The following is a 26,414-nucleotide window of genomic DNA, read 5'->3' as shown; positions in this document are numbered from 1 at the left end:
CAGGCGCAATCGAAGCCTCGGGGTTGCTTCTAATGCTTGCCTTTCGGCTGGCTTTCACATCCCTATATTTGAGGAATCGTGCAAGGATAGTGCATGCTCAGATTCGTTGCGATTTTGTTTTTGCTACTCGCGCTCACGCCAGCGCAAGCGACGGAAGCGGGTTGGGCGCTGCTGCGCGAGGGCGGCCACGTCGTTCTGCTTCGGCACGCGATAACGCCTGGAACCGGCGAGCCTGCCAATTTCGACATCGAGAAATGCTCCACCCAGCGCAATCTGGCCGACCGTGGCAAGCAGCAGGCGCGCAAGATGGGAGCTCTGTTCCTGGCGCGCGCGGAATTTACCGAGCGCGTGCTGACCAGTCGCTTCTGCAACTGCCTCGAAACCGCACGACTGGCCTTTGACGAAAGAATCGTGGAGCCATTTGCCGCTCTCGACCGGCCGGCGGACGAGGGGCCGGGCGCCAAGGCGCAGAACGCCGCGGTGATGGAGGAAGTCCGCTCGTTCAGCGGATCGGGCAATCTGGTCATGATCACGCACCTGGAGAATATCGTCGCGCTCACGGGCAGAACGGCCCGCGAAGGCGAGGCAATCATTGTCCGCGCCGAGGGCGAGCGTCTCCATATTCTCGGCCGTATCGTGTTCAATTAAGGAGCCGCGGGAACCAGCGGATCAGCATGGCGCGGCGTCGGCTCGCAAACGACGCAAGCTGATTGGCCCTTTTCCTGCCGGTCAAAACCGATTAGAGAGCCGAACAAACATGCGCGGATCAAATCCGCCCGGACGTGAAGGAAAAGCCGTGTCAACGACATTCGACAAAGTCGCCAGAATCATCGCCGATACGAGCGAGATCGACCGCGATACCATCACCCCCGAGAGCCATACCATCGATGATCTTGGCATCGACAGCCTTGACTTCCTCGATATCGTGTTCGCGATCGACAAGGAGTTCGGCATCAAGGTGCCGCTTGAGAAATGGACGCAGGACGTCAATGACGGCAAGGCTTCGACCGACGAATATTTCCTGATGAAGAATCTTTGCGCCAAGATCGATGGTCTGGTCGCAGCCAAGTCGGCCGCCTGACCTTGACGGGGATGGTCCACTGACCGACAAAAATTCATGAGCGCCCACGACGTCGTCATCACCGGCATCGGCCTTGTCTCGTCGCTGGGCGAAGGCACCGATGCGCACTGGCAAAAGCTGACCGCCGCGAATCCCGCGCCTGTGGTCGATACCGAACGTTATCCGCCCTACGCCATACATCCCCTGCCCGAGATCGACTGGAGCCTGCAGATCGCCAAGCGCGGCGACCAGCGCCAGATGGAGACATGGCAACGCCTGGGCACCTATGCGGCGGGCCTTGCGCTCGACGATGCCGGAATCAAGGCCGACGAAGCGCTCTGCGCGACCATGGACATGGTCGTGGCCGCCGGCGGGGGCGAGCGCGACGAGGCTGTCGACAGCGACATTCTGGCGGCCTCCGAAAACCGCAATGATCACGACGTTCTGCTCAACGAAAAGTTGACCACGGAGCTGCGGCCGACGCTGTTTCTGGCGCAGCTTTCGAACCTCCTCGCCGGCAATATCTCCATCGTCCACAAAGTCACGGGCTCGTCGCGCACCTTCATGGGAGAGGAAGGCGCCGGTGTTTCGGCAGTGGAAACGGCGGCGGCGCGCATCCGCTCCGGCCAGTCCTCGCATATGCTGGTGGGCGGCGCCTTTCAGACCGAGCATCCGGACATGCTGCTCGGCTATGAACTTGGCGGCTATCTGCATCGTGGTCCATGGAAGCCGGTATGGCAGCGCGACGGGGCTGACGGCGGTGGCGTGGTCAGCGGCTCGGGCGCGGCCTTTCTGGTGCTCGAATCACGCGAACATGCACAAAAGCGCGGCCACCACGCCTATGCACAACTCGGACCGGTGATCTCCGGTCGCGCCAGGCGCTCCAGGGAAAATCTTGCTGACGCGATTTCCAGTCTTCTGGACAGAACCGCACTCCCCGACGGCCCGCTTCTGGCGATCTCCGGCGCCTCCGGCGCCCATGCGGCCACCGCTGCGGAAAAATCGGCGCTTCGCAGGCATGAGGGCCTGGCCGTGCGCGGCTTCGGCACGCTTACCGGCCATCTGAAGGAAGCGCAGTTTCCGTTCGCCGTGGCGCTTGCAGCACTGGCGATCGACCGCAAGGCCGGGCTTCCCCCGTTCGACGCCATGGCGGAAAAGCCTTTTGCGGGTGCGCCACGCTCCGTCCTGGCCACGGCGATCGGCTATCACTATTTCGAGGGCATGGCGCTGATTGGCGCACTCGACTGAAGCGGAACGGACATGGCTAAGCATAGCGACCATCTCGGCAGGCCCATCGTCGCCGTAACCGGCATAGGCGTGGTCACCTCGCTCGGCGTCGGCAAGGCCGATAACTGGGCAGCGCTCACTTCCGGCAAATCCGGCATCCACCCCATCACCCGCTTTCCGGTCGAGCACCTCAACACCAGAATTGCCGGCACCGTCGACTTCCTGCCGTCGAGCAATAAGGGCGCCAGCGCGCTGACCTATGAGCTTGCCGAAATTTCCGCACGTGAGGCAATCGCCGAGGCCGGGCTCGATGCCGACAATTTCGACGGCCCGCTGTTTCTTGCCTCGCCGCCGGTCGAGCTTGACTGGCGCGAGCGCTTCTCACTCTACAATTCAGGCAAGGACGGCAACGCGGCAGACCGGCTCCTGACCGTCGCCCGCAACCTGCCGACGCTCGAGATATTCGAGACCTCGCAATTCGGCTCTATCGCCGCGCGGCTTGCCGACGAATTCGGCACCCGTGGCCTGCCGATAACGCTTTCAACGGCCTGCGCTTCGGGCGCCACCGCGATCCAACTCGGCGTCGAGGCGATAAGGCGCGGAGAATGCGACCGGGCGCTGTCGATCGGCGCCGACGGCTCGGCCACTGCCGAAGCGTTGATCCGTTTCTCGCTGCTCTCGGCGCTTTCCACTCAGAACGATGTTCCCGAGAAAGCCTCGAAACCCTTTTCCAAGGACCGCGACGGCTTCGTGCTGGCTGAAGGCTCGGCGGCCCTGGTGCTGGAATCGCTGGAAAGCGCGCTTGCCCGTGGCGCAACGATTCTCGGCATCTTGAGCGGTTGCGGCGAAAAGGCCGATGACTTCCATCGCACCCGCTCCAAGCCGGATGGCTCGCCCGCAATCGCGGCGGTCAAGGCCGCCCTGGCCGATGCCGGCTTCGCCGAGGACGGCATCGACTACGTCAACGCTCATGGTACCTCCACGCCGGAAAACGACAAGATGGAGCATCTGTCGCTGTCGACGGTGTTCGGCGAGCGGATGCGCGCGACACCGATCTCCTCCAACAAATCGATGATCGGCCATACCCTGTCGGCCGCTGGTGCAATCGAGGCAGCTTTTTCGCTTCTGACAATGCGCGAGGGCATTATCCCGCCGACCATCAACTATGACAATCGCGACCCCGCGATCGAACTGGACGTGGTGCCGAACAAGAAGCGCGAGGCAGACGTCTCGACCGTGCTTTCCAATTCATTCGGCTTCGGCGGGCAGAACACCTGCCTTGTCATGGCGCGTGAACCCGTCTAAGCGAGCCCTTCCGAAGGTTTATTCGAAGGAAACGCCCGCCGATGCGCGCACTGCAACTCGTCGAGGACCGCAAACTCGAGGCGGTGGAAATCGCTCCGCCGCCGGCCCCTGCACTTGGCGAAGTCACGCTGCGCATCAAGGCGGTGGCACTCAACCATATCGACGTCTGGGGCTGGCGCGGCATGGCGTTCGCCAAGCGCAAGCTGCCGCTGGTGATCGGGGCGGAGGCTTCCGGCGAAGTCGAAACTGTCGGACCGGGCGTATCGAATCTCGCGCCGGGGCAACTCGTCTCGATCTATGGTGCGCGCACCTGCGGACTTTGCCGTCCGTGCCGTGAAGGCCGCGACAATCTCTGCGAGCATGTCTCGGGCGTTCACGGATTTCATCTCGACGGCTTCGCGCAGGAAAAAATCAACCTGCCTGCGCGGCTGCTCGTGCCGGCTCCGCCCGGTGTGGACGCGATCAGCGCGGCCGTCGCGCCAGTTACCTTCGGCACGGTCGAGCACATGCTGTTCGACAATGCCAGGCTGGAACCCGGCGAGACGATCCTCATCCATGCCGGCGGCTCGGGCATCGGATCGGCTGCGATCCAGCTTGCCAAGCGCATGGGCTGCACGGTCATCACCACGGTCGGTTCGAACGACAAGATCGAGAAAGCCAAGGCGCTCGGGGCCGACCATGTCATCAACTACCGCGAGGACCGCTTTGAAGGCGTGGTGCGCAAGCTGACGAAAAAGAAGGGCGTCGACGTGGTTTTCGAGCATGTCGGCGCCGATACCTGGGCAGGCTCGATGCTGTCGATGAAACGCGGCGGACGCCTGGTCACCTGCGGATCCACCTCGGGCGTGTCGACGCAGATCAATTTGATGCAGCTTTTCCAGCAACAGTTGAAGCTGCTCGGCTCATTCGGTTGCCGCATGGAAAACATGGCCGATGCCATGCAGAAAATGGCCGCTGGCCTGGTTGCACCCGTGATCGATACCGAAGTCGATTTCGCCTCGATCGATACGGCCCTGAAGCGCATGGAAGGCCGCGACGTGTTCGGCAAGATCGTCCTGCGCATCGGCTGAGGGCGGGTAGCGCCGTGAACGCCCTTCTCTACCGCCTGTCGCGAGCCCTCAAGCAGGCGAACTATTGGGTGACGGCGCAGATCGCAATGGCGGTGCTCGCCATGCTGCGGAGGCTGCCCACAGACAAGGCATTGAATTTCGCGGATCGGGCCGGTCGCCGCATCGGTCCGCTGGTCGGCCGCCATCGCGTCGCGCTCGACAATCTGCGCCGTGCCTATCCGGAAAAAAGCGAGCAGGAAATCCAGGCCATCGCGCTCGACATGTGGGGCAACATGGCGCGGCTGGCCGCGGAATACATCTTTCTCGATTCGATCTTCGACTATGACCCGTATGCCGCAAAGCCCGGACGTGTCGAGGTTTCGGGTGAACGCCTGTTCGAGCGCATTGCCGGAGAGGAGAAGCCCCACATCATTTTCACCGGGCATGTCGGGAATTTCGAGTTGCTGCCGATAGCCGGCGCCACCTTCGGCATGAAGGTGACCGCCCTGTTTCGCCCGCCCAACAACCCCTACATCGCCGACTATATCCTTTCGACCCGCCGCTCGATCATGGGCGATCTGCTGGCATCCAAAGCGGGCGCGTCACTCGCCCTCGCCCGGATTCTGGAGGCCGACGGCACGATCGGCGTGCTGGTGGACCAGAAATTCATGCACGGCCTGCCGACGACGTTCTTCGGGCGTGCCTGCGAGACCAGCCCGCTGCTGCCAAAACTTGCAAGGCAGTTCGATTGCGACGTCTATCCGGCGCGCTGCATCCGCCTGCCCGGAAATCGCTTCCGCCTCGAAATAGAAGACCGCCTGAAACTGCCGCGCGATGCCGACGGCACCGTCGATACGGCAGCCACCGCGCAGCTTCTCAACGATGTCGTCGAACGCTGGGTGCGCGAGGACCCCGGCCAGTGGATGTGGTTTCACAAGCGGTGGGCGCTTTCAGCCAGCCGCAAGAAGAGACGGCAACCGAAACTGGCATGATGCAGCTATGGCGCGACTTCAACCGCCATAGTAGTTCATGACCGCATGGCGAGCCTCGGCGAAAAACAGCCAACGCTCCACCAGCATGCCGACATAGAAAGACAGTACGGCCGAACCCGCGACAAAGGTCGAAAAACCGTCGTCGGTTCCAAAAAGGACCAGCGCTGCCAGCAGGATCACCGGAACGATGCCGCCCGTAATCAAGGCGATGCGCCAGAGTTTTTCGGCGTGCTTGCGCGCCACCTTGAAGCCCATCTCATTGGTCAGATAATTTTCGGTAACGTGCGGCCGCTCAAGCAACCTGACATGCCCGATATTACCGAGCCCGGTTGCGGTTTCCGGGGTGGAAAGCGGCACCATCATGCGCATTCGCATGCGCCAGCGGGTCTTCGCTATCCAGGCACCGATGATGAAAAGCACCGCAAGGAGCGAGAGCAAGACCGTTTGCCCGCTTGCCGCAAAAGCGAAAAAGCTTGCGAGAATGAACCCGCCCGCCGCTGCAAACAGCAGGTAGCAAAGTGGCGTCAGACGCGTGTGCCATGCCTGCACCGACTTCAGCGATGCGTAGATCATCGCGGTGCAATAGACTGTTACCACGCAAAGCGCCGTGCCGATCAACCCCCAAAGCGCGGAATACCGGCCTTCAACGACCGACAGCCACGCGGAATAAAGTAGCGGCAGGAAGCTGACGATCGCCATCACGCCTTCGCGCGACAGCCAACTCGAGCGCCATTGCGAAAGCGCCCGCCATGCACGTTGCGGATTACCGAGATGCAGCGTCGAGGACATAAGCCCGCCGGCAATCAGCAGCAGCGCCAGCACATGCGCGATTTTCGTCGCCATGGCCGAAGGATCGAGCAATCCGAGGCCAAGCACTGCCGCCAGCCCGTAGCCCAGGCCCGACAACGTGGTGAAGAGGATGATCGAAAAGGCCGGATGCATAGGGTCAGATCCGGTCCAGCATGCCGTCCAGCCAGGCGAAGAAACCTTTCGCTCCGTCCGTATTTTCCATGCGCGGCAGACGCTTGGCGCTGTCGGCAAGCGACGGGCGCGGGCGCGGCGGCAGATATTTATTGACCGGGCGCGTGCCCTGTTCCGGCATCAAATCCATGCCGCCGCGCTCGGCAACCATGATCGACACCGCCGAATTCGGATCGGCAAGATCGCCGAAGTGACGCGCATTGGCCGGGCAGGTGCGCACGCAAGCGGGTTGGCGGTCCACCTCTTCAAGCGTTTCGTTGTAGATGCGGTCAATGCACAGCGTGCACTTCTTCATCACGCCGGCCGCCAAGTCCATCTCGCGCGCGCCATAGGGGCAGGACCAGGCGCATAGACCGCAGCCGATGCACATGTCCTCATCGACCAATACGATGCCGTCCTCCGCGCGCTTGTAGGAAGCGCCTGTCGGGCAGACGGTCACGCAGGGCGCATCCTCGCAATGCAGGCAGGATTTCGGGAAATGCACGATTCGCGCCTCGCCCGCCTCGCCTATGATTTCCCCGCCTTCCGGCACCACCTCGAACGTATGAACCCGATTCAGCCACGCGCCGGAAACGTCCGCGCCATAAGGATCTTGGTCCGATAGCGCCGAGCCATAGCCGCCGGTGTTCCATTCCTTGCAGTTGACCACACAGGCATGGCAGCCGACGCAGGTGTCGAGATCGATGACGAGCCCGAGCTTTTTGGGCGTCGGCTGGGCCGGAAGCATCGTCATTGCGACCACTCCTGGCCGTAACGCAGCTCGTCTGGATGCTCATCCTGCCCGGCCACAGTTATTGCGCCAAAACGCGGCTCGGCTTCCTGGCTGGGTTCCGCCTTTTCGATACGGACGCGGAGGTCGTACCAGGCCGCCTGTCCGGTCACGGGATCGGAATTCGACCAGCGCATGCCATCGCCTTTCGGCGGCAGAAGCTCGTGGATCAAGTGGTTCATCAGGAAGCCTTTTCTGGCTTCGGGCGCATCGTCATCCAGCCCCCAGGCGCCCTTGCGCTTGCCGATGGCGTTCCAGGTCCAGATCGTCTTTGCGTTGACCGCGTTCATGCGGGCGATCTCGACCTTGATGCGGCCATGATGCGAGATGACCCAGACCCAGTCACCGTCGGCAAGACCGAGTTCGTCACAGATCGCGCCGGGAACATAGAGCGGGTTCCTTGTGTGAATCTGCCGTAACCATGCATTCATCGAGCCCCACGAATGGTACATGGCGGCCGGTCGCTGGCTGATGGCGTGATAGGGATAGGTCTCGCGATCGACGCTCGCTTCCTCGAACGGCCGATACCAGTCGGGCAACGGATCGAATGCTTCAAGAATGCGCGCCCGATGCGTCTCGGGGGCGACTGGCTCGCGCAATCCTTGCGCCGAGAGGCGGAATTTTTGCAGCGGCTCGCTGTAAAGCTGGAATGTCACCGGCTGCGGCGCGTCGAAGAAGCCCATGCGCACCGCGAAATCCTGATAGGCGCGGTTGCCGTGTTTCATGAACTGCGCTTCGAGCGGGATGTGCATTGAAAAGAACGAGCCGTTCTCGATATAGCGCTTCAACTGCTCCGGATTGGCCGCGCCCCGCCCTGCCCTGTCGCCGTTTCGTCCCCTGAAACCCGCCAATGGCCCGATGCCCGGCCGGCGTTCGTGGCTCACGATGTAGTCGGCATAGTCCTTGTAGATCGCCGCGCCGCGGCTGTCGGCGAAACCCGGCAGCTTGAGCCGCGCGCCAAGGTCGATCAGTACGCTCTGGAAACCGCGTACATCGCGGTCCGGCTCGATCACCGGCCAGCGGATCGCATCCTGCACGGCATCGGGCTCCGAGATCGGGCGGTCGAGCAGCGAAATGCAGTCGTGCCGCTCCAGATAGGTTGTGTCCGGCAGCACGAGATCTGCATAAGCCACCATCTCCGAGGCGTAGGCATCCGAATAGATGATCTTCGGGATGACATATTCGCCGGTTTCCGGGTCCTTGTCCTCCAGCATCTTCATGACGCCCGCCGTGTTCATCGACGAGTTCCAGGCCATGTTGGCCATGTAGAGGAACAGGGCATCGATCGGATAGGGATCGCGGGCATGCGCATTGGAAATGACCATGTGCATGAGACCGTGCGCAGAGATCGGCGCATCCCACGAAAACGCCTTGTCGATGCGGCTGGGCTTGCCATCGGCATCGACAAGCAGGTCTTCAGGCCCGCGCGGGAAGCCGAGATGAGGGCCGGAAAGCGGCTTGTTCGACCCGAAATGCTCGGCCCGGCCATGCGGCGTCGGATGTGCTTCCAAGGGCTTGGGGTAAGGCGGTTCGAAGCGGAACGCGCCGGGACAATCAACCGCGCCGATCAGCACCTGCAGCATATGCAGCGCCCGCGCCGTCTGGAAGCCGTTCGAATGCGCCGACAGGCCGCGCATGGCGTGGAACGATACCGGACGTCCGACGAAATTCTGGTGGCGCTCGCCATGCATGTCCGTCCACGGCTGCTCGACCGCGATCGCCTCCTCGAAGGCAACGCGGGCGATTTCGGCAGCCAGGCCGCGGATGATGTCGGGGGCAATGCCGGTTTCGGCCGCGACCGCTTCCGGCGCATATTTCGGGTCCAGATATTTTTCTGCAAGAAGCTGGAAGGATGGAACCGCGAAACGCCGGTCGGGCAGCTCGAACCGTCCCGAGAGCGCGGCATGGGCGCCCCGGGTCCCCACCGGCACGACGCGCTCGGTGACGGTTTCGAAGACCAGTTCCTTGCCGTCCGCATCGCGCGCGAAAAGGCCATGATCTGCAGTGCCTGGCGCGTCGATGACCAGCCATGGCGCGTTGGAATAGCGCACCAGATAGTCGACGTCGATTTTACGCGCTTTCAAGAGTTCATGGACGACCGCGAGGATCAGCAGGCCGTCCGTGCCCGGCCGGATGCCGATCCAATTGTCGGCGACCGCCGAATAGCCGGTGCGCACAGGATTAACCGAGACGAAACGCGCACCGTTTTTCTTGAGTTTGGCGATTCCCATCTTGATCGGATTTGAATCGTGATCCTCCGCCACGCCGAACATGACGAAGAGTTTCGTGCGATCCCAATCCGGTGCACCGAATTCCCAGAACGCACCACCAAGTGTCATGATGCCGGCAGCCGCCATGTTGACAGAGCAGAAGCCGCCATGGGCAGCATAGTTCGGCGTGCCGAATTGCTGCGCCCAGTAGCCGGTGAGCGATTGCGATTGGTCGCGGCCAGTGAAGAAGGCAAGCTTTTTCGGGTCAGTGCGGCGAACGCCGTCGAGCCATCCAGCGGCAATCTCCAGCGCCTCGTCCCAGGAGATTTCCTGGAACTCGCCGGAGCCGCGCGGCCCCGTCCGCTTCAGCGGCGCACGCAGGCGCGCCGGCGCATAGTGCTGCATGATGCCGGCCGAACCTTTCGCGCACAGCACGCCGCGATTGACCGGATGGTCGCGATTGCCTTCGATGTAACGGATCTTGCCGTCCTTGAGGTGCACGTTGATGCCGCAGCGGCACGCGCACATGTAGCAAGTGGTCTTGCGAATTTCGTCGGCAACGGGTCGTGACAGCGCCACGCGCGATCGTGAACTCATGGGCGGTGCTCCATTCGCCAATTTCTACAGAGCGCGCGCACGAAATGAAATGCCCCAGAGCGTGGGGTCCGGGCAAAATCTGTCTATAGAGACAGGCAGACCAGCAACCGACTTGCGCGGTTCGCCTTATGTGCGGATGGCGGGATCAGTTGGAAACGATGATGCGCGTGTTTCCGGGGCCGATTTCCTTCACCAGGGAATAGAAGCGGGCCGCATTGGCCGTATCGAGGCGCACGCAGCCGTGGGAAGCGGGCTTGCCGAGCCGCCGTACCGCACTGGTTCCATGGATGGCATAACCGCCGTGATAGAAGACGGAATAGGGCATCGGTGACATGTCGTATTTGCGCGAATACCACATTCTGTGCAGCCGTGTCGGCCGCCAGCTTCCTCGCGGCGTGATGTAGCCCTTGCGTGCAGTCGAAACCGGCCATCTGTAGATCACGCGGCCATGCTTGCTGACCGTCATCGTCTGCGTCGTCACATTCACGTTGGCGACCAGGCTGGCCGCCCATCCCTGCGCCGGCAGGCCAAGCAGCAACAAAGATGCGACAAGGAACAACGCCCGATACATTTTACGCAACCTTCTCGAACGCAAACTCGCCAACTCTACCATAAGTATGCGTAGAAACTCCTCTACACTCGGTAAACTTGGAGCTTGAAAGCGGAATGGGAATGCCGTGGCTCGACTTCACCCGGCCGCGGTGTAGACTGACCTCTCTGCCCGCACCCGCCTCGCGTTGTCCGCATGACCGAAAAGCTGCTGAAGGCCATTGATGATCGGACGGACGAACTGGTCGAACTGACAGCCGATCTCATTCGCTTTCCGACCGTCAATCCTCCCGGAGAAGCTTATGGCCCCTGCGCGGAATACATTGCAGACAGGCTTAGAGAACGCAGCTTCGGCATTGAATTCATTCGCGCTGAAGGAACGCCCGGCGACAGTGATCGCTATCCGCGCATCAATGTCGTGGCGCGTTTCGATGGTCGCGGCCCTGGCCAGACGGTGCATTTCAACTCGCATATCGACGTCGTTGAGGCCGGTGCCGGCTGGAGCGTCGATCCGTTCGCAGGCGTGATCAAGGACGGGCGGGTCTATGGCCGCGGCGCCTGCGATATGAAGGGCGGGCTGGCCGCCTCAATCATCGCCGCCGAAGCCTTCATGGATGTCTATCCGGATTTTCCGGGCGCAATCGAGATTTCGGGAACAGTAGACGAGGAGTCGGGCGGTTTCGGCGGGGTCGCCTATCTGGCGAAGAAAGGCTATTTTTCCAGGCCGCGCGTCGACCACGTCATCATTCCTGAGCCGCTCAACAAGGATCGCATCTGTCTTGGTCATCGCGGCGTCTGGTGGGCCGAAATAGAAACCAGGGGCGAGATCGCGCATGGCTCGATGCCATTCCTCGGCGATTGCGCGGTGCGCCATATGGGAGCGGTTCTGCGCGCCTTTGAGGAAGAGCTGTTTCCCGCACTGGACCGCAAGCAGACGAAAATGCCGGTCGTACCGGAGGGCGCACGGCGCTCGACCTTGAACATAAATTCGATCCATGGCGGGCAGACAGAGGATTTCAAACCCGGCCTTCCCTCGCCCAATGTGCCGGATTCCTGCCGCCTTACCATAGACCGCCGCTTTCTCCTGGAAGAAAACATCGACGAGGTGAAAAGCGAGGTTACGTCAATACTCGACCGGCTGAAGCGCGACCGACCGAAATTCGACTATGCGATCCGCGACGTGATGGAAGTGCTGCCGACGATGACCGAGCGCGACGCGCCGGTGGTGACAGCGGTGGCGCGGGGTATTCGCGAGATATTCGACCGGGAACCGGAATACGTCATTTCGCCCGGCACCTATGACCAGAAACACGTCGCGCGCCTCGGCCATCTCTACAACTGCATCGCCTACGGTCCCGGTATCCTCGATCTCGCCCATCGGCCCGACGAATGGGTGGGCATCGCCGACATGGTGCAATCAGCCAAGGTGATGGCGATCGGGCTTGATCTTTTGCTGCGCGGCGAGTCACCACGCTGAAATGCGCTCGCCTGCGGGGTGCCGCACTGCAACAACCATGATTTACTCGACGGCGGATTCGCGCTTCTATCCAGCCGATTTTCAGCAACCGGGAGTTGGTCAAGATGCACAGCTGGAAGACGATCCTTGCGGCCGCCATGGTCACGCTCGCATCAAGCGGCGCGGCGATGGCTGCGAGAACCGACCTGGTGCTGGGCGTCGTATTGGAACCACCGCATCTCGACCCCACGGCAAGCGCTGCCGCTGCCATCGACGAAATTCTCTATGCCAACGTGTTCGAAGGCCTCACCCGCATTGGCCCTGATGGCGAAGTGAAGCCCGCGCTTGCCGAAAACTGGAGCGTTTCGGACGACGGCAAGGTCTATACCTTCACGCTGCGGACGGGCGCGAAATTTCATGACGGCACGAGTTTCGATGCCGAAGACGTGAAATTCTCGCTGGACCGCGCACGCGCCGAAAATTCCACCAATGCCCAGAAAGGCCTGTTTGCCGCTATCAAAACCGTTGAGGTGGTCGACCCCGCGACGGTGACGGTAACGCTGACGCAGCCGCAGGGCTCATTCCTCTACAATATGGGCTGGGGCGACGCCGTGATCGTCGCGCCCGAATCGGCTGAAACCAATAAGGAAAAACCGATCGGCACCGGACCTTTAAAATTCGAGAGCTGGGCCAAGGGCTCGTCGATCAAGTTGGTCAAGGCGGAAAGTTACTGGGGCGATCCGGTGGCGCTCGACCGGGCCGAGTTCCGCATCATCCCCGACGCGGCGGCCGCCATCCCCGCCCTGCTTTCGGGCGACGTGCAGGCCTTCCCGATGATGCCGGTGGGCGACGCCCTGCCCCAGATCCAGTCCGATCCACGCTTCAAGGTGGTGATCGGCTCGACGGAGGGCGAAACCATACTGTCGATGAACAATGGGAAGCCGCCCTTCGACAAGCTCAAGGTGCGCCAGGCGATCTCGCATGCGATCGATCGCAAGGCGATCATCGATGGAGCCTCGTCAGGTTACGGCACGCCGATCGGCTCGCACTTCGCTCCGCACAATCCGGCCTATGTCGATCTCACCGGAACCTATCCGCACGATGTCGCCAAGGCCAAGGCGCTCTTGAAGGAAGCCGGCCTGGAGAACGGCTTCAAGACGACGCTGAAATTGCCGCCGCCAGCCTATGCACGGGACGGCGGGCAGATCATCGCGTCGCAACTGCGCGAGATCGGTATCGACGTCGAAATCATCCCGCTGGAATGGGCCGACTGGCTGAAGCAGGTCTTCACCGACAAGGACTATGATATGTCGATCGTGTCGCACACCGAACCGAACGACATCGATATCTATTCGCGCAAGGACTATTACTTCAACTACGACAATCCGGCCTTCGACAAGGTAATCAAGGAGTTGGACGCCACCTCGGATCCGGCCAGGCGCAAGGAACTTCATGGCGAAGCGCAGAAGATACTCGCCGACGACGCGGTCGTGGGTTTCCTGTTCGAATTGCCGAAAATCGGCGTCTGGGATGCCAGGATCGAGGGCCTGTGGCAAAATTCGCCGATCCAGGCCAACGATCTGACAAAGGTGAAGTGGGCTGAATGAGACTCTTATTCTCCCCTTCGTGGATAGGCTGTCGCAATACCCCCTTCACCCGCTCGCTACGCTCGCGTCCTCTCCTTCTGGTTGAGAGGAGTCGCTGTGGCGATACCAGTTCCCTCTTCTCCCCAGCGGGGAGAAGGTGGCCGCGAAGCGGCCGGATGAGGGGGCAATCTTGTATGCATTGAACCGGGTCACCCAAGGGAGGATAAATCTCCCATGATCGCCTACCTGCTGAAACGGCTGCTTGCGGGTCTGGCGACGCTCGTTGCCGCCTCGATCGTCGTGTTCGGGGTTCTGGAGGTGGTGCCGGGCGATCCCGCCCGCCTGATGCTCGGCATGAACGCCAGTGCCGAGACCGTGCAGGTGCTGCGTGAACAGATGGGTCTCGATCAGCCGCTGGTCGTCCGCTATCTCGATTGGGCCGGCGGCATGCTGGCGCTCGATTTCGGGGAATCCTACACCTATTCGGTGCCGGTCATCGATCTCGTGACGGAACGCGTGGCGGTGTCGCTGCCGCTGGCACTGATGGCACTGGCGCTGTCGACGCTGATTGCGATTCCGGTCGGCATTTTCTCAGCCGCCCGGCGGGGCCGTGCCGCCGACACGATTTCGATGGGCGCAGCACAAGTCGGTGTCGCCGTTCCGAATTTCTGGTTCGCCCTGCTTCTTATCTATGTCTTCGCCGTTTGGCTGCGGCTGGTGCCGGCTGGCGGCTTTCCCGGCTGGGAGGCCGGCATTTGGCCGGCGCTGAAGTCGCTCTTGCTGCCGGCGATCGCGCTTGCCCTGCCGCAAGCTGCCATACTTTCCCGCGTGACCCGCTCGGCCATGCTTGAGGTGCTGGGCGAAGACTATATCCGCACCGCCCGCGCCAAAGGCATGCCGCGCCGTTATGTGCTGTGGCGGCATGCGCTGCGAAACGCCTTGATCCCGGTCCTGACGATCATGGGCCTGCAATTCGCCTTCCTGCTTGCCGGCACCATCATCATCGAAAACGTCTTCTATCTTCCAGGGCTCGGCCGCCTGATTTTCCAGGCAATCACTCAACGTGACCTGATTGTCGTCGAAAGCGTGATGATGCTGCTCGTGGCTGCAGTTATCGTCGTCAATTTCCTGGTCGACCTCTCCTATGCGGCGATCGATCCACGCCTGAGGATCGGGCGATGACGCAGCCCGCTTTCTCCGCGCCACCCTCCTTGATCTCACAGGCCTTTCGCAACCGCTCCTTCGTGACTGGACTTGCGATCACCCTGCTGATCGCTGCCATGGCTGCGATCTCCTTCTTTTGGACGCCCTACGACGTAACCAGGCTGGTCGTCGGCGACCGCATGCTTCCTCCTTCCGCGACGCATCTATTCGGCACTGACCAGTTCGGCCGCGACGTACTCTCGATGATCATGGTCGGATCGCGCAATTCGATCGCGGTCGCCTTCGTCGCAGTCGGCATCGGTATGGGCGTCGGCGTACCTTTGGGTTGCTGGGCAGCCGCGCGCGGCGGCATCGTCGACGAGGTGCTGATGCGCTTCAACGATCTGGTTTTCGCCTTTCCGGCCCTGCTGTCGGCGATCATGATCACCGCAATCTTCGGGCCGGGCGCCGTCAACGCCATCATCGCCATCGGCATTTTCAACATCCCGGTATTCGCGCGCGTCGCCCGCGCCGGCGCGCTCGCGATCTGGCCGCGCGAATACATCCTCGCGGCCCGCGCCGCCGGCAAGAGCAAGGCACGGATCACGGTGGAACACATCATGCCGAACATCGCCAATCTGTTGCTGGTGCAGGGCACGATCCAGTTCGCGCTCGGCATCCTGGCCGAAGCCGGCCTTTCTTATCTGGGGCTTGGCGTACAACCGCCAATGCCGAGCTGGGGGCGCATGCTGTTCGATGCGCAGACTCGCATGGTCGTTGCGCCCTATCTGGCATTGTTTCCGGGCTTCGCCATCGTGCTTACCGTGCTGGGGCTCAACCTCCTTGGCGACGGCATCAGCGATATCATCGACCCGAAGCTGAGGCGGCGGCGATGAGCCTGCTGGAAATCAAAAACCTGTCCTTGAGCATCGGCAGGACCGCGATCCTCAAGGATATCGATCTCAGCATGGACACCGGCCAGGTGATGGGGCTGGTCGGCGAATCCGGCTCCGGCAAATCGATGACCGCCTTGAGCATCATGCGGCTGCTGCCTGAGGATGCACAAGCTGCCGGACGTATTCGCTTCGGCAACATCGATGTTTTGGCAAGCAGCGAAGAACAAATGTGCCGCCTGCGCGGCGACGACATCGGCATGGTGTTCCAGGAGCCGATGACGGCGCTCAACCCGGTCAAGACGATCGGCGAGCAGATCGCGGAAGGCATTCGCTGGCACACGGGCGCGAGCCGTTCCGCAGCCGAAGAGCGCACGCGGCAGATCCTGGATCGTGTCGGCCTGCCGCAAGCCAAATTTCCCTTGTCGCGCTATCCGCATCAATTGTCGGGCGGGCAGCGTCAACGCGTCGTGATCGCCATCGCCTGCGCGTTGAAGCCAAAACTGCTGATCGCCGACGAGCCGACGACGGCCCTCGACGTGGTGCTGCAGGCGCAGATTCTCGATTTGCTGCGCGATCTGGTGGCAGAGAACCGCATGGCGCTGCTGCTCATTTCACATGACCTGGCGGTCGTCACCGAGATGGCCGACCGCATCACCATTCTACGCGGCGGCGAAGTGATGGAGGAAGGCGAAACCGCGCGCACCTTGTCGGCGCAGTCACATCCCTATACCCGGCAGCTTGCCCAGGCCTCCATGCATGTGCCGACGAGACATACCCCCTCACCCGGCTCACTACGCTCGCCGCCCTTTCCCCGCCGGGGAGAGGAGACCACGGCCGCAAAGCTGGCGCCCTCTTCTCCCCTCGGGGAGAAGGTGGCCGCGAAGCGGCCGGATGAGGGGGCCCTCCTCCGTGTCGAAAACCTCACCCGCATCTATCCGGGCCGGCGCTTGTCGCTGTTGCGGCGCGAAAAACCGGTGCGCGCTGTGGACGATGTCTCCTTCTCGATGCAGACGGGCCGGTCGGTCGCGCTGGTCGGGGGCTCGGGCTGCGGAAAATCAACGCTGGCGCGGATGGTCCTGGCGCTCGACAGGCCGACTTCGGGTTCCATCCGCCTGATGGGCGAGGAATTGACCGCCAAGACCGAAGCAGCACTTATGCCGGCGCGGCGCAACATGCAGGTGGTGTTTCAGGACCCATACGGCTCGTTCGACCCGCGCCATACGGTCGAGCGGCTGGTGGCCGAACCGCTGCATGTTCTGGAGACAAAACCCGCTGCCGCCGAGCGCCGCGAACGGGTGGCGCGTGCCCTGCACCAGGTCGGCCTGCAAGCCGCCGACATGCGCAAGTATCCGCACGAGTTCTCAGGCGGCCAGCGCCAGCGCTTGTCGATTGCGCGCGCCATCATCACGCAACCGAAGCTGATCGTCGCTGACGAGCCGGTTTCGGCGCTCGATGTGTCAATCCGCGCGCAGATACTCGACCTGTTCGCCGATCTCAATCAGCGGCTGGGCATCGCCTATCTGTTCATCACCCACGATCTTTCGGTCGCACGCGCCATCACCGACGAAGTGATGGTGATGCATGAGGGAAAGATCGTCGAGCGCGGTAGCACGGCCTCGGTCCTCGACGATCCACAATCCGAGCCGGCGCGGGCGCTTGTCGCGGCAACGCCGGACCTGCGCCGGGCCATTGCGCGCCGTCTTCAAGAGCAGGGGTGAGCGGCAACGTCTGCGCGAAGGCGCCGCCGCCAACCGAAACAGCCCTGGCATGATGTCAGGGCTGTTGTGCGGCAGGCTTCACCACGTCGGCCGGGCTGACACCGAGTATTTCGAGCGCCCGGCGAAGCAGCCGAACCTCGCTTTCGGCCAGCTTTGAATCTGCCTTGGCGATTTCGGCCATGTGCCGGGCCAGATGCTTGCGCCGTTCGATGTCCAGTTCGCTGAACACGGCGATGGCCTGCGCTGCCGTGGTCTCGTAACCGAAATCGCTGAGATATTCGATGACGCCGTCGAGACTTTCGCCTGTGATGCCGAAAGCATCTTCGCAGATACGCCGGAACACCGCCATTTCGCTTTCGCTGACCGTTCCATCGGCGAGGATCATGCGGAAAAGCAGAAGCAGTTCGGCGGTCAGGGCCGGGTCGTCGGCGACCTTGCGCACGCCCGGATCACCGTCGAACAAACCACGTATCTGCGCCAACAAACTTGTCGCCATCGAATCCTCGTTCTCTACCGCCTGCCAAACTGGTAGCGCGAAATGCGGCTTGCGCAAACCGGTCGCATATGGTCGAAGCGGGATAATTTCCACGCACCCGCCGGTCTCATGTTCGATCCAGCCACCGAGATGCTCGTCATGCTCGCCATTGCGGCCCTTGCCGCCGGCTTCATCGATTCGATCGCCGGCGGTGGCGGCCTGATCACGATACCGGCGCTGCTATTGTCCGGCCTTTCTCCGGTAGAGGCGCTTGGCACCAACAAGTTGCAGGGGCTGTTCGGCTCAGGATCGGCAACGATAACCTATGCCGGCAAGGGGCATGTCGACCTTCGTGCTCAACTGCCCTCCGCGCTTCTATCCCTGGCCGGCGGCGCGCTCGGCGCGTTTCTCGCAACGGTCTTGCCCGGCGATCTCATGCGCGCCGCTCTGCCGCTCATCTTGGTGGCGATTGCGATATATTTCGCCGTCAAGCCCAACATGGACGACATCGACCGCGCGCACCGCCTCTCCCCGTTCCTGTTCAGCCTTTTGATCGTGCCCTCCATCGGCTTTTACGACGGTGTCTTTGGCCCCGGCACGGGTTCGTTCTTCATGCTGGCCTTCGTCACGCTCGCCGGATACGGCGTGCTCAAGGCGACGGCGCACACAAAACTTCTCAATTTCGCCTCCAATGTCGGCAGCTTCGCCGTCTTCTTCTTTGCCGGGGCGATCGTCTGGAAAATTGGACTGATCATGGGCGTGGCCCAGTTCATCGGCGCGCGCCTGGGCGCCAGCCTGGCAATCCGCAGCGGCTCCAAACTGATCAAGCCGCTGCTCATCCTCACCTGCGTGGCGCTGGCGGTGAAACTGTTGATGGACCCCGCGCAGCCGCTGCGAACGCTGATTGGTTTTTGAGAGAGCGCCGGTAAAATTGCCAGGCGGCGGAACGGCTGGACCGCGAGATGGGTTATCCTCACGCAGCCCAATCGGAGGAGAAAGACATGGCCACGCTTGCTTCAATCGAACCGCCGCGCATTTACCCGACGTTCCGCTACAAGGACGCGGAAAGGATGATCGACTGGCTCGCCAATGCCTTCGGCTTCACCGTGCATGCCAAATATGCCGATGACGACGGCGTCGTTCAGCATGCGGAGCTTGCGCTGGGTTCTTCCATCATCATGCTCGGCAGCGCCCGCCACGACGCGTATGGCAAGATGGTCGGCGAGCCGGGGCAGAATGGCGGAAAATCCGTCTATGTCGCGGTCGACGATGCTGATGCGCTCTATGCCCGCGCCAAGGCGGCGGGCGCCAAGATCCTCGAGGAACCGACCGACCGTGACTACGGCAGCCGTGAATTCCTCTGCGCCGACCCCGAGGGCAACGTCTGGTCCTTCGGCACCTACTGGCCGAAAGCGCCTCCACCCGCATCCTAGGCCTCAGCGCGCGGCGGCGAAGATTGCGTCGCAGTCGAGATACTGCTCCAGATGCGCCGCAATCTCGTCGAGCGCCCGCTCGACCTCGGCGCGGTAGTCGATGCCGCTGCCCCGGATGCCCAGCGTTTCAAGGAATCTGGCACGAAAAAGGTCGGCGCCGAACAGGCCATGCAGATAGGTGCCGAATACTTTGCCGTCGGCCGATGTCGCGCCGTCGTGCACACCATCGATAATCACGGCCGGTCTCTGGCAGTCCGGACCAAGCGTCGCGCCAAGATGAATCTCGTAACCGGATAGCGGCACATCGAAATGCACCGAGCGGGCCGAGACGTTGCGCACCGTCTTTTCCGGCTCCATCACCGTCTCGACCTCGAGCAGCCCCAGGCCCTCCGCCTCCGTAACGCTACCCTCGATACCGTGCGGATCGCGCACGACGCGGCCGAGCATCTGGTAGCCGCCGCAAATGCCGACGACGTGCCCGCCACGGCGGCGATGTGCGATGAGATCGCGGTCCCAGCCATTGTTGCGGAACTCGACCAGATCGCCAATCGTCGATTTCGAGCCGGGAATGACAACCAGTCCCGCGTCGGCCGGCAATGGCCTTCCCGGCGGTACGAAGACGACCTCGACCTGCGGCTCGGCCCGCAGCGGGTCCAGATCGTCGAAATTGGCGATGCGGCCGAGCAGCGGCACGGCAACCTTCAGCGCCCGTTTTTCACCGGAGGCGAGCCGCTCCAGCGTCACCGAATCCTCCGAGGGCAGCAGCGCGGCTGCCTTCAGCCACGGCACGACGCCGAAGCAGGGCCAACCGGTGAAGCGGCCCATTGCCGCGATGCCGTCGTCGAACAGCGAGACATCGCCGCGAAACTTGTTGATGAGATAGCCGACGATCATGCGCCGGTCCTCCTCCGGCAGAATCAAATGCGTGCCCGCGACGGCGGCAATCACCCCGCCCCGATCGATGTCGCCGACCAGCACGACCGGCACGTCGGCACGGGTGGCAAAGCCCATATTGGCGATGTCGCGGCTGCGCAGATTGATCTCGGCTGGCGAGCCCGCTCCCTCAACGACGATGAGGTCGGCATCCGCGCCAAGCCGATCCCAGGAATCCATCACCGCATGGATCAGCCTGCCCTTCAGCGTCTGGTAGTCGCGCGCCCTCGCCTCCCCGAAAACCTTGCCTTGTACGATCACCTGCGCGCCGATATCGGTTTGCGGCTTGAGCAGCACCGGATTCATGTGGATCGACGGCGCAACCCCACAGGCAATGGCTTGAAGCCATTGCGCACGGCCAATCTCGCCGCCGCCGGTCTCGCCCGGGATGTCAGCCACGGCGGCATTGTTGGACATGTTCTGCGGCTTGAACGGTCGGACCTTCAGGCCACGTTTCCTGGCGACCCGGCAGAGGCCGGCAACCAGCACCGTCTTGCCGACATCCGAGCCCGTGCCCTGGAGCATGATCGCCTTGGCCATGGCTCAGGCGCCTCCGCGCGCGGCAAGGAACGGTGCATCCGCCTCATAGAAAAAAGTCGCCACCAAAATCCCCGTTGTTCAAAATGCACACAGCGGCTGCTCGCATGCTCAACTTGCGTGGCCGCATCATTGGTCTAGATTGAGCATGGCGCCTAGCCAAGGAAAATCAGGGAGGACGCCATGGACACCACCGTTGACGCCGCCGCCGGCCAGTTCGATCTCAATGCCGACCAGCGCGCCATCCAGGAGATGGCCGAAGCGTTCGCGCAGGACCGCGTCGCACCCAATGCACTTGAATGGGACAGGGAGCATCATTTTCCCGCTGACGTGATCCGGGAAACCGGCCCGCTGGGGCTTGGCGGCATCTATGTGCGGGACGATGTCGGCGGCTCCGCACTCGGCCGCCTGGACGCCGTGCTTGTGTTCGAGGCGCTGTCGAAGGCTTGCCCGGCCTTCTCCTCTTTCATCTCCATCCACAACATGGCCTCCTGGATGATCGACAGCTTCGGCCATGAGGAGCAGCGTCAGCGTTTCCTGCCCAAGCTGACGTCGATGGAATGGCTTGCGAGCTATTGCCTGACCGAACCTGGCTCGGGCTCGGACGCCGCCGCGCTCAAGACGCGTGCGGCGCGCAGCGGCGGCAATGGTAGCGATTATGTCGTCAACGGCGCCAAGCAGTTCATCTCCGGGGCCGGCGACAGCGATATCTACGTCACCATGGTCCGCACCGGCGAGGACGGGCCGAAGGGCATTTCCACGCTGGTGGTGCCGAAGGACGCGCCGGGGCTTTCCTTCGGCGCATTGGAAAGCAAGATGGGCTGGCACATGCAGTCCACTCGCCAGGTGATTTTTGAAAACTGCAAGGTGCCCGCCGAAAATCTGCTCTCCGATGAGGGTGCGGGCTTCCGCATCGCTATGGCAGGGCTGGACGGCGGGCGGCTCAACATCGCGGCATGTTCGCTTGGCGGCGCGCAGGCTGCCCTCGACAAGGCGCTGGGCTATACTGCCGAGCGCAAGGCATTCGGCCAGGCAATCAACCGTTTCCAGGCGCTGCAGTTCAAACTGGCCGACATGGAAACCGAGTTGCAGGCAGCGCGCATTTTCCTCTACACGGCCGCTTCGAAGCTCGACCGCAAGGCGCCGGATGCCGGAAAATGGTCGGCGATGGCCAAGCGCTTCGTCACCGATATCGGCTTCGGCATCGCCAACGATGCCCTGCAACTGCATGGCGGCTACGGCTATCTGCATGATTATGGCGTCGAGAAGCTGGTGCGCGATTTGCGCGTTCACCAGATTCTCGAAGGCACCAACGAAATCATGCGGGTCATCATCGCGCGCGCCTTGATCGGACGCTAAGTCAACCTCTCGCAGGAGCACGAACGAATGACCACCATCGCCTTCATCGGTCTCGGCAATATGGGCAACCCTATGGCCGCCAATCTGGTCAAGGCCGGTCATGCAGTTCAGGGATTCGATCTCGTTCCGGACAATTTGACGACCGCACGCAAGAACGGTGTGACCGTAATGGCAAACGCCACTGCGGCAGTGAAGGACGCCGAAATCGTCATCACCATGCTACCGGCGGGCAAACACGTCCTTTCCGTCTATGAAGATATCGCGTCCAAGGTGCAAAAAGGTGCCCTGTTGATCGATTCATCCACGATCGACGTCGAATCCGCCCGCAAGGCCCACGCGGTCGCCGGAAAGCACGGCCTCCTTTCCATCGATGCTCCGGTGTCCGGCGGCACCGGTGGCGCCGCCGCCGGCACGCTGACCTTCATGGCCGGAGGTGCGCCGGAGGCGTTCGCCAGGGCCGAGCCGATATTGAAGCCCATGGCAGGGCGTATCGTCCATTGCGGCGATGCGGGCGCCGGCCAGGCGACTAAGATCTGCAACAACATGATCCTCGGTGTCTCGATGATCGGGGTCGCGGAGGCCTTCGTGCTCGCCGAAAAGCTCGGCCTCGCCCATCAAGCGCTTTTCGATGTCGCCTCGACCTCGTCGGGCCAGTGCTGGTCGCTGACGACCTATTGCCCCGTGCCCGGACCAGTGCCCTCCTCGCCGGCCAACCGGGATTATCAGCCCGGCTTCGCCGCGGCCTTGATGCTGAAGGATCTGAAGCTCTCGCAGGAGGCGGCGCAAGGCGCGGGCGCGGTCACGCCTCTCGGCGCGGAGGCTGCTCAACTCTACGCGCTGTTCAATGCGCTCGGCCACGGCGACGTGGATTTTTCCGGAATCATAAATTTCCTGAGGGGCAAGTCCAAACAATAGCCGGCGCGGCCCGATTTCGGCCAAAAAGATACAAATTTAGGTTTGATTAAGCTCTCGCTAACCACGCGGTAACGATGTGCGGTTACAACGGGATGCAGGCGGTCGATCGCAGCCGCCAAATCGCTCCGGATCAGGTCTCGCGTACCGGAGCCGTTACCTTCGCAGCGTTTTCAGTCGCGAAGGGCCATGCGTTCGAATGGCAAAGCCGTGTTCTTCCGCAAGCCGGAGAACGCGGTTTTTGCCTTTGGCGAGCCTCATTTCTTGCGGGAAAGGCGGCGATAGTTCGCTTTCACACGCAGACCTGCCGGTTTTAATGCTGCCCGCATGGAGCGTTCGATGGCAACGCTATTAAGCAGGCCAGGCGCCCTGCCCATCCAGATATCGAACCAGAATCCGGTCGCCGATTGAAGCAACGACAACTGCGCCGCCGTAACGCCCTCAGCCAAGGCCACATTCTTCTCGCTGATTGCCCTGACTGTCTCCAAGCCCCAGGAATTCGCGCTGCGAGGCTCAAACGCCATGAGCGGCAGCCGCATGGCCGCTACCGTCGGCGCAAGCATGAGGTTTGCGGCAATCGTCGCGGTTTCGCGCGCAGCCTTGCTGCTTATAGGACTTTTCATGAGAAGATCCCTCAAGCTCGACCAGTTCGGGCTCTCTCCAACGCACCAACTGACGGCACGTTCCGCGATGCTGGTGGGAGGTTCGGCCTGTCGAACCTCCCGATGAGCGATCAGCCTGACTTGCGCAGGTCTCTCTCGGCAAGTTCGAGCGCCCGGACGATACGGTCGCCCGCCAGATCGATGATCTCGCGGGTCCAGATAAGCGGCGGCGACAGGATCATGGAATCGCCGGTCGCGCGCATCATCATGCCCTGCGCGATTGCGTGATCGCGCACGACGACCGCGGCACTGCCGACCGGCTCGAAACGCTCGCGCGTCTGCTTATCCCTGACGATCTCGATCGCCCCCATCAGCCCGAAGCTGCGAACTTCGCCGACCAGCGGATGCCCTGAAATACGCTCCTTGAGCATCTGGGCAAAATATGGCCCCGTGTCGGTTCTGACCCGCTCGATCAGGCCCTCTTTCTCGATGATCTCGAGATTCTTCAACGCGACCGCACAGGCCACCGGATGGCCGGAATAGGTGTAGCCGTGGTTGAATTCGCCGCCCTTCTCCACCAGCGCACTGGCGATGCGGTCGCCGACGAGCAGCGCCGAAAGCGGCTGATAACCAGAGGTCAGCGCCTTGGCCGTGGTGATCATATCCGGCTCGATGCCCATCGATTGCGCCGCGAACCATTCGCCGGTGCGGCCATAACCGGTGATGACCTCGTCCAGCATCAAGAGCACGTCATATTTGCGGCAGATACGCTGGATCTCCGGCCAATAGCTTGCCGGCGGTATTTTAACACCGCCCGCACCCTGAATCGGCTCGCCGATGAAGGCTGCGACATTGTCCGGGCCGGCTTCCAGGATCGCGTCCTCGACCGCCTTTGCCGCTCGCAGGCCGAAATCGTGATCGCTCTCGCCCGGTTCGGCCAGTTCATAGGCATATGGCATCATTACGTGGACGATGTTCGGCACGGCGCCGCCAAGCTGCTCATGCATGCCCGACATGCCGCCAAGCGACGAGCCGGCAACGGTGGAGCCGTGATAGGCCATCTCGCGCGAAATGATCCGGTTTTTCTGCGGCTTGCCTTCCAGGGCCCAGTAATGGCGCACCAGACGCAGCGCCGTATCGTTCGATTCTGAGCCCGACGAGCCGTAGAAAACCTGGTTGATGTGTTTCGGCGCGATCTCGGCGAGCTTCTTGGCAAGCAGCACCGGCGTCGGCGTCGAGCAGCGGAAGAAGGAATTATAGTAGGGCAGTTCCTTCATCTGCTTATAGGCGGCTTCGGCGAGCTCCTCGCGGCCATAGCCGATATTGACGCACCACAGGCCGGCCATGCCGTCGAGGAGTTCCTTGCCTTCCGAATCGTAAATGAATGGCCCCTTGGCACGTGTAATCATGCGCGCGCCCGCCGATCGCAGATCCTTGTGGTCGGTGAATGGATGGATGTGATGAGCTGCGTCGATCGCCTGTAGCTGCGACAGCGAAAAGTTCTGGTAAGTCATTGGCTTGATCCTTCCAGTTGATTCAATCCGGCAAAGCCGGGGCGAACTCAACCCATGGAAGGCGGCGAGTAGCCGATGCGCGCGCACAGGCGCAAAAGCTCGGCATGCCGTGTTCTAGGCGAAGGCGTAGAAACGACGCGCGCGCATACCGATGAGAAGCCTGCAATGCTCATTCCTAGAGAATAACGGAAGGTGCATGGCGGTTTCAAGCTGCGGCGCGCGAACCGATTTCAGCCTTTGCCCAGAAAGCCAAGCAGCCGCTCTGCATCCGCCGGTGCGGCACTCTTCACGTCGTTGTCGAAAAAACACCAAACGTCGCGCCGCTCCTTCCGCCATTTCCTTATATGGCGCGCCCAATCCTTGATCTGCGCGTCGGAATAGCTGCCGTGATAGCGGCCGCTCGGGCCATGATTGCGGATATAGACCCATTCGGCAGTGACTTCCGTCGGTGCGGGCGCTGCCGCATGGTCGGAAAGACAAAGCGAAATGTCATGCTCCCGCAACAGCTCGAAAACTGTCGCTTCATACCAGCTCTTGTGGCGAAACTCGAAACTGTAGCGGCGGGATGGTTTCAGCCGTTTCAGGAACGCGGCAAGGCGTTCGCGATCGGCACCCATTCGTGGCGGCAGTTGAAACAGCACCGGACCTGCCTTGTGCTCGAGGCCCCCGACCCGACTTTCCAGAAGATCAAGCGACTGCTCATCGACCAGGAGCAGCTTGAAATGCGTGATGTACCTTGACGCCTTCCAGGTGAAACGAAAATCATCCGGCGTCGTTTCGAACCAGTTTCGGACCGCCTTCTCGGTCGGCATGCGATAGAAAGGCGCGTTCAACTCGGTCGCGCCAAAGCGTGAAGCGTAGTAGGTCAGCGCATCCTTTTTCCTGACGTCTTCCGGATAAAACGGCCCCCACCAACCTGCGTAGTGCCAGCCCGAAGTGCCGATACGCAGTTCGGTGGTGCCTGTATCGACTGCTTTCCTCTGCAACGTCGGCTGCTCGCGAAATCTCTCTGGTTCCATGGTGAACGCACGTCAGGCGGATTGGTGCCGAAGGGCGACGGGCTCAGCAATCCAATGGGTCCTCGGATGTCGCTTTGCTTGCCCAAAGGGTC

At 62.1% G+C, this 26,414-nt stretch carries 24 protein-coding genes; 15 read left to right on the top strand and 9 right to left on the bottom strand.

From position 1 onward, the window contains the following. The first annotated feature begins 93 nt into the window (after positions 1-93). The 6 genes from ACLKMW_RS01910 to ACLKMW_RS01885 all read left to right on the top strand — a co-directional run bounded on the left by ACLKMW_RS01910 (position 94) and on the right by ACLKMW_RS01885 (position 5,633). Entirely contained in the window at positions 94-648 is a 555-nt protein-coding gene (locus tag ACLKMW_RS01910) for a histidine phosphatase family protein (RefSeq protein WP_415722675.1), read from the top strand. Positions 649-796: 148 nt separating this feature from the next. Then, positions 797-1,081, top strand: coding sequence for an acyl carrier protein (locus tag ACLKMW_RS01905; protein ID WP_415722674.1), 285 nt, complete (start codon positions 797-799; stop codon positions 1,079-1,081). A 36-nt stretch (positions 1,082-1,117) separates the two neighbouring features. Then, positions 1,118-2,308: a beta-ketoacyl-ACP synthase gene (locus ACLKMW_RS01900; protein ID WP_415722673.1), complete on the top strand. Its 1,191-nt coding sequence runs from the start codon at positions 1,118-1,120 to the stop codon at positions 2,306-2,308. Positions 2,309-2,320: 12 nt separating this feature from the next. After that, a complete protein-coding gene (locus tag ACLKMW_RS01895) occupies positions 2,321-3,592 on the top strand; it encodes a beta-ketoacyl-ACP synthase (protein ID WP_415722672.1) in 1,272 nt (423 codons plus the stop codon). Positions 3,593-3,633: 41 nt separating this feature from the next. Next, positions 3,634-4,662, top strand: coding sequence for a zinc-binding dehydrogenase (locus ACLKMW_RS01890; RefSeq protein WP_415722671.1), 1,029 nt, complete (start codon positions 3,634-3,636; stop codon positions 4,660-4,662). A gap of 14 nt (positions 4,663-4,676) precedes the next feature. Beyond that, on the top strand, positions 4,677-5,633 hold the full coding sequence (locus ACLKMW_RS01885; RefSeq protein ID WP_415722670.1) for a lipid A biosynthesis lauroyl acyltransferase: 957 nt from the start codon (positions 4,677-4,679) through the stop codon (positions 5,631-5,633). 18 nt (positions 5,634-5,651) lie between these two features. On the opposite strand, the gene ACLKMW_RS01880 is transcribed toward ACLKMW_RS01885, so the two are convergent. The 4 genes from ACLKMW_RS01880 to ACLKMW_RS01865 form a co-directional block, all read right to left on the bottom strand. Beyond that, on the bottom strand, positions 5,652-6,575 hold the full coding sequence (locus tag ACLKMW_RS01880; protein ID WP_415722669.1) for a dimethyl sulfoxide reductase anchor subunit family protein: 924 nt from the start codon (positions 6,573-6,575) through the stop codon (positions 5,652-5,654). Between the two features lie 4 nt (positions 6,576-6,579). Further along, complete coding sequence (locus ACLKMW_RS01875) at positions 6,580-7,347, bottom strand: 4Fe-4S dicluster domain-containing protein (RefSeq protein ID WP_415722668.1); 768 nt, start codon at positions 7,345-7,347, stop codon at positions 6,580-6,582. Further along, a complete protein-coding gene (locus ACLKMW_RS01870) occupies positions 7,344-10,190 on the bottom strand; it encodes a molybdopterin oxidoreductase family protein (RefSeq protein ID WP_415722667.1) in 2,847 nt (948 codons plus the stop codon). Before ACLKMW_RS01870 ends, ACLKMW_RS01875 begins: the two co-directional genes overlap by 4 nt. A 145-nt stretch (positions 10,191-10,335) precedes the next feature. Continuing rightward, a complete protein-coding gene (locus ACLKMW_RS01865) occupies positions 10,336-10,761 on the bottom strand; it encodes a L,D-transpeptidase (protein WP_415722666.1) in 426 nt (141 codons plus the stop codon). Positions 10,762-10,935: 174 nt separating this feature from the next. On the opposite strand from ACLKMW_RS01865, the gene ACLKMW_RS01860 reads away from it, so the two are divergent. The 5 genes from ACLKMW_RS01860 (at position 10,936) to ACLKMW_RS01840 (ending at position 17,538) form a co-directional block, all read left to right on the top strand. Next, positions 10,936-12,216: an acetylornithine deacetylase/succinyl-diaminopimelate desuccinylase family protein gene (locus ACLKMW_RS01860; protein WP_415722665.1), complete on the top strand. Its 1,281-nt coding sequence runs from the start codon at positions 10,936-10,938 to the stop codon at positions 12,214-12,216. Positions 12,217-12,320: 104 nt separating this feature from the next. Beyond that, positions 12,321-13,802, top strand: a complete 1,482-nt coding sequence (locus tag ACLKMW_RS01855) for an ABC transporter substrate-binding protein (protein WP_415722664.1) — start codon at positions 12,321-12,323, stop codon at positions 13,800-13,802. 213 nt (positions 13,803-14,015) lie between these two features. Continuing rightward, entirely contained in the window at positions 14,016-14,963 is a 948-nt protein-coding gene (locus ACLKMW_RS01850) for an ABC transporter permease (RefSeq protein ID WP_415722663.1), read from the top strand. Further along, a complete protein-coding gene (locus tag ACLKMW_RS01845) occupies positions 14,960-15,820 on the top strand; it encodes an ABC transporter permease (protein WP_415722662.1) in 861 nt (286 codons plus the stop codon). Before ACLKMW_RS01850 ends, ACLKMW_RS01845 begins: the two co-directional genes overlap by 4 nt. Further along, entirely contained in the window at positions 15,817-17,538 is a 1,722-nt protein-coding gene (locus ACLKMW_RS01840; RefSeq protein ID WP_415722661.1) for an ABC transporter ATP-binding protein, read from the top strand. The genes ACLKMW_RS01845 and ACLKMW_RS01840 overlap by 4 nt, the downstream gene beginning before the upstream one ends. A 55-nt stretch (positions 17,539-17,593) precedes the next feature. Here the strand turns inward: ACLKMW_RS01840 and ACLKMW_RS01835 are convergent, their stop codons facing one another. Continuing rightward, complete coding sequence (locus ACLKMW_RS01835) at positions 17,594-18,034, bottom strand: tellurite resistance TerB family protein (protein WP_415722660.1); 441 nt, start codon at positions 18,032-18,034, stop codon at positions 17,594-17,596. A 108-nt stretch (positions 18,035-18,142) separates the two neighbouring features. Between ACLKMW_RS01835 and ACLKMW_RS01830 the strand changes: the two genes are divergently transcribed. Together ACLKMW_RS01830 and ACLKMW_RS01825 are read left to right on the top strand one after the other, a co-directional pair. Beyond that, a complete protein-coding gene (locus ACLKMW_RS01830) occupies positions 18,143-18,928 on the top strand; it encodes a TSUP family transporter (protein ID WP_415722751.1) in 786 nt (261 codons plus the stop codon). Positions 18,929-19,014: 86 nt separating this feature from the next. Further along, positions 19,015-19,446 (top strand): VOC family protein, encoded by a 432-nt coding sequence (locus tag ACLKMW_RS01825; protein ID WP_415722659.1) that lies wholly within the window; start codon positions 19,015-19,017, stop codon positions 19,444-19,446. 3 nt (positions 19,447-19,449) lie between these two features. On the opposite strand, the gene ACLKMW_RS01820 is transcribed toward ACLKMW_RS01825, so the two are convergent. Then, positions 19,450-20,919: a cobyric acid synthase gene (locus ACLKMW_RS01820; RefSeq protein WP_415722658.1), complete on the bottom strand. Its 1,470-nt coding sequence runs from the start codon at positions 20,917-20,919 to the stop codon at positions 19,450-19,452. A gap of 180 nt (positions 20,920-21,099) precedes the next feature. Between ACLKMW_RS01820 and ACLKMW_RS01815 the strand changes: the two genes are divergently transcribed. After that, complete coding sequence (locus ACLKMW_RS01815) at positions 21,100-22,275, top strand: isobutyryl-CoA dehydrogenase (RefSeq protein WP_415722657.1); 1,176 nt, start codon at positions 21,100-21,102, stop codon at positions 22,273-22,275. 27 nt (positions 22,276-22,302) lie between these two features. Continuing rightward, entirely contained in the window at positions 22,303-23,190 is an 888-nt protein-coding gene (mmsB, locus tag ACLKMW_RS01810; protein WP_415722656.1) for a 3-hydroxyisobutyrate dehydrogenase, read from the top strand. A 254-nt stretch (positions 23,191-23,444) separates the two neighbouring features. Here mmsB and ACLKMW_RS01805 read toward each other — a convergent pair whose 3' ends face one another. The 3 genes from ACLKMW_RS01805 to ACLKMW_RS01795 all read right to left on the bottom strand — a co-directional run bounded on the left by ACLKMW_RS01805 (position 23,445) and on the right by ACLKMW_RS01795 (position 26,322). Further along, complete coding sequence (locus tag ACLKMW_RS01805) at positions 23,445-23,726, bottom strand: hypothetical protein (RefSeq protein WP_415722655.1); 282 nt, start codon at positions 23,724-23,726, stop codon at positions 23,445-23,447. A gap of 194 nt (positions 23,727-23,920) precedes the next feature. Beyond that, positions 23,921-25,303 carry an aspartate aminotransferase family protein gene (locus tag ACLKMW_RS01800; RefSeq protein WP_415722654.1) on the bottom strand — a complete coding sequence of 461 codons (1,383 nt, stop codon included), beginning with the start codon at positions 25,301-25,303 and terminating at the stop codon, positions 23,921-23,923. 230 nt (positions 25,304-25,533) lie between these two features. Continuing rightward, positions 25,534-26,322 (bottom strand): DUF72 domain-containing protein, encoded by a 789-nt coding sequence (locus tag ACLKMW_RS01795; protein ID WP_415722653.1) that lies wholly within the window; start codon positions 26,320-26,322, stop codon positions 25,534-25,536. Positions 26,323-26,414: the final 92 nt, after the last annotated feature.

It is taken from the genome of Borborobacter xinjiangensis (genome assembly GCF_047739745.1).
Classification (GTDB): domain Bacteria; phylum Pseudomonadota; class Alphaproteobacteria; order Rhizobiales; family Rhizobiaceae; genus Pseudaminobacter.
The sequence above is the reverse complement of the archived record's forward strand: the minus strand, read 5'-3'. Positions and strand labels throughout refer to the sequence as shown.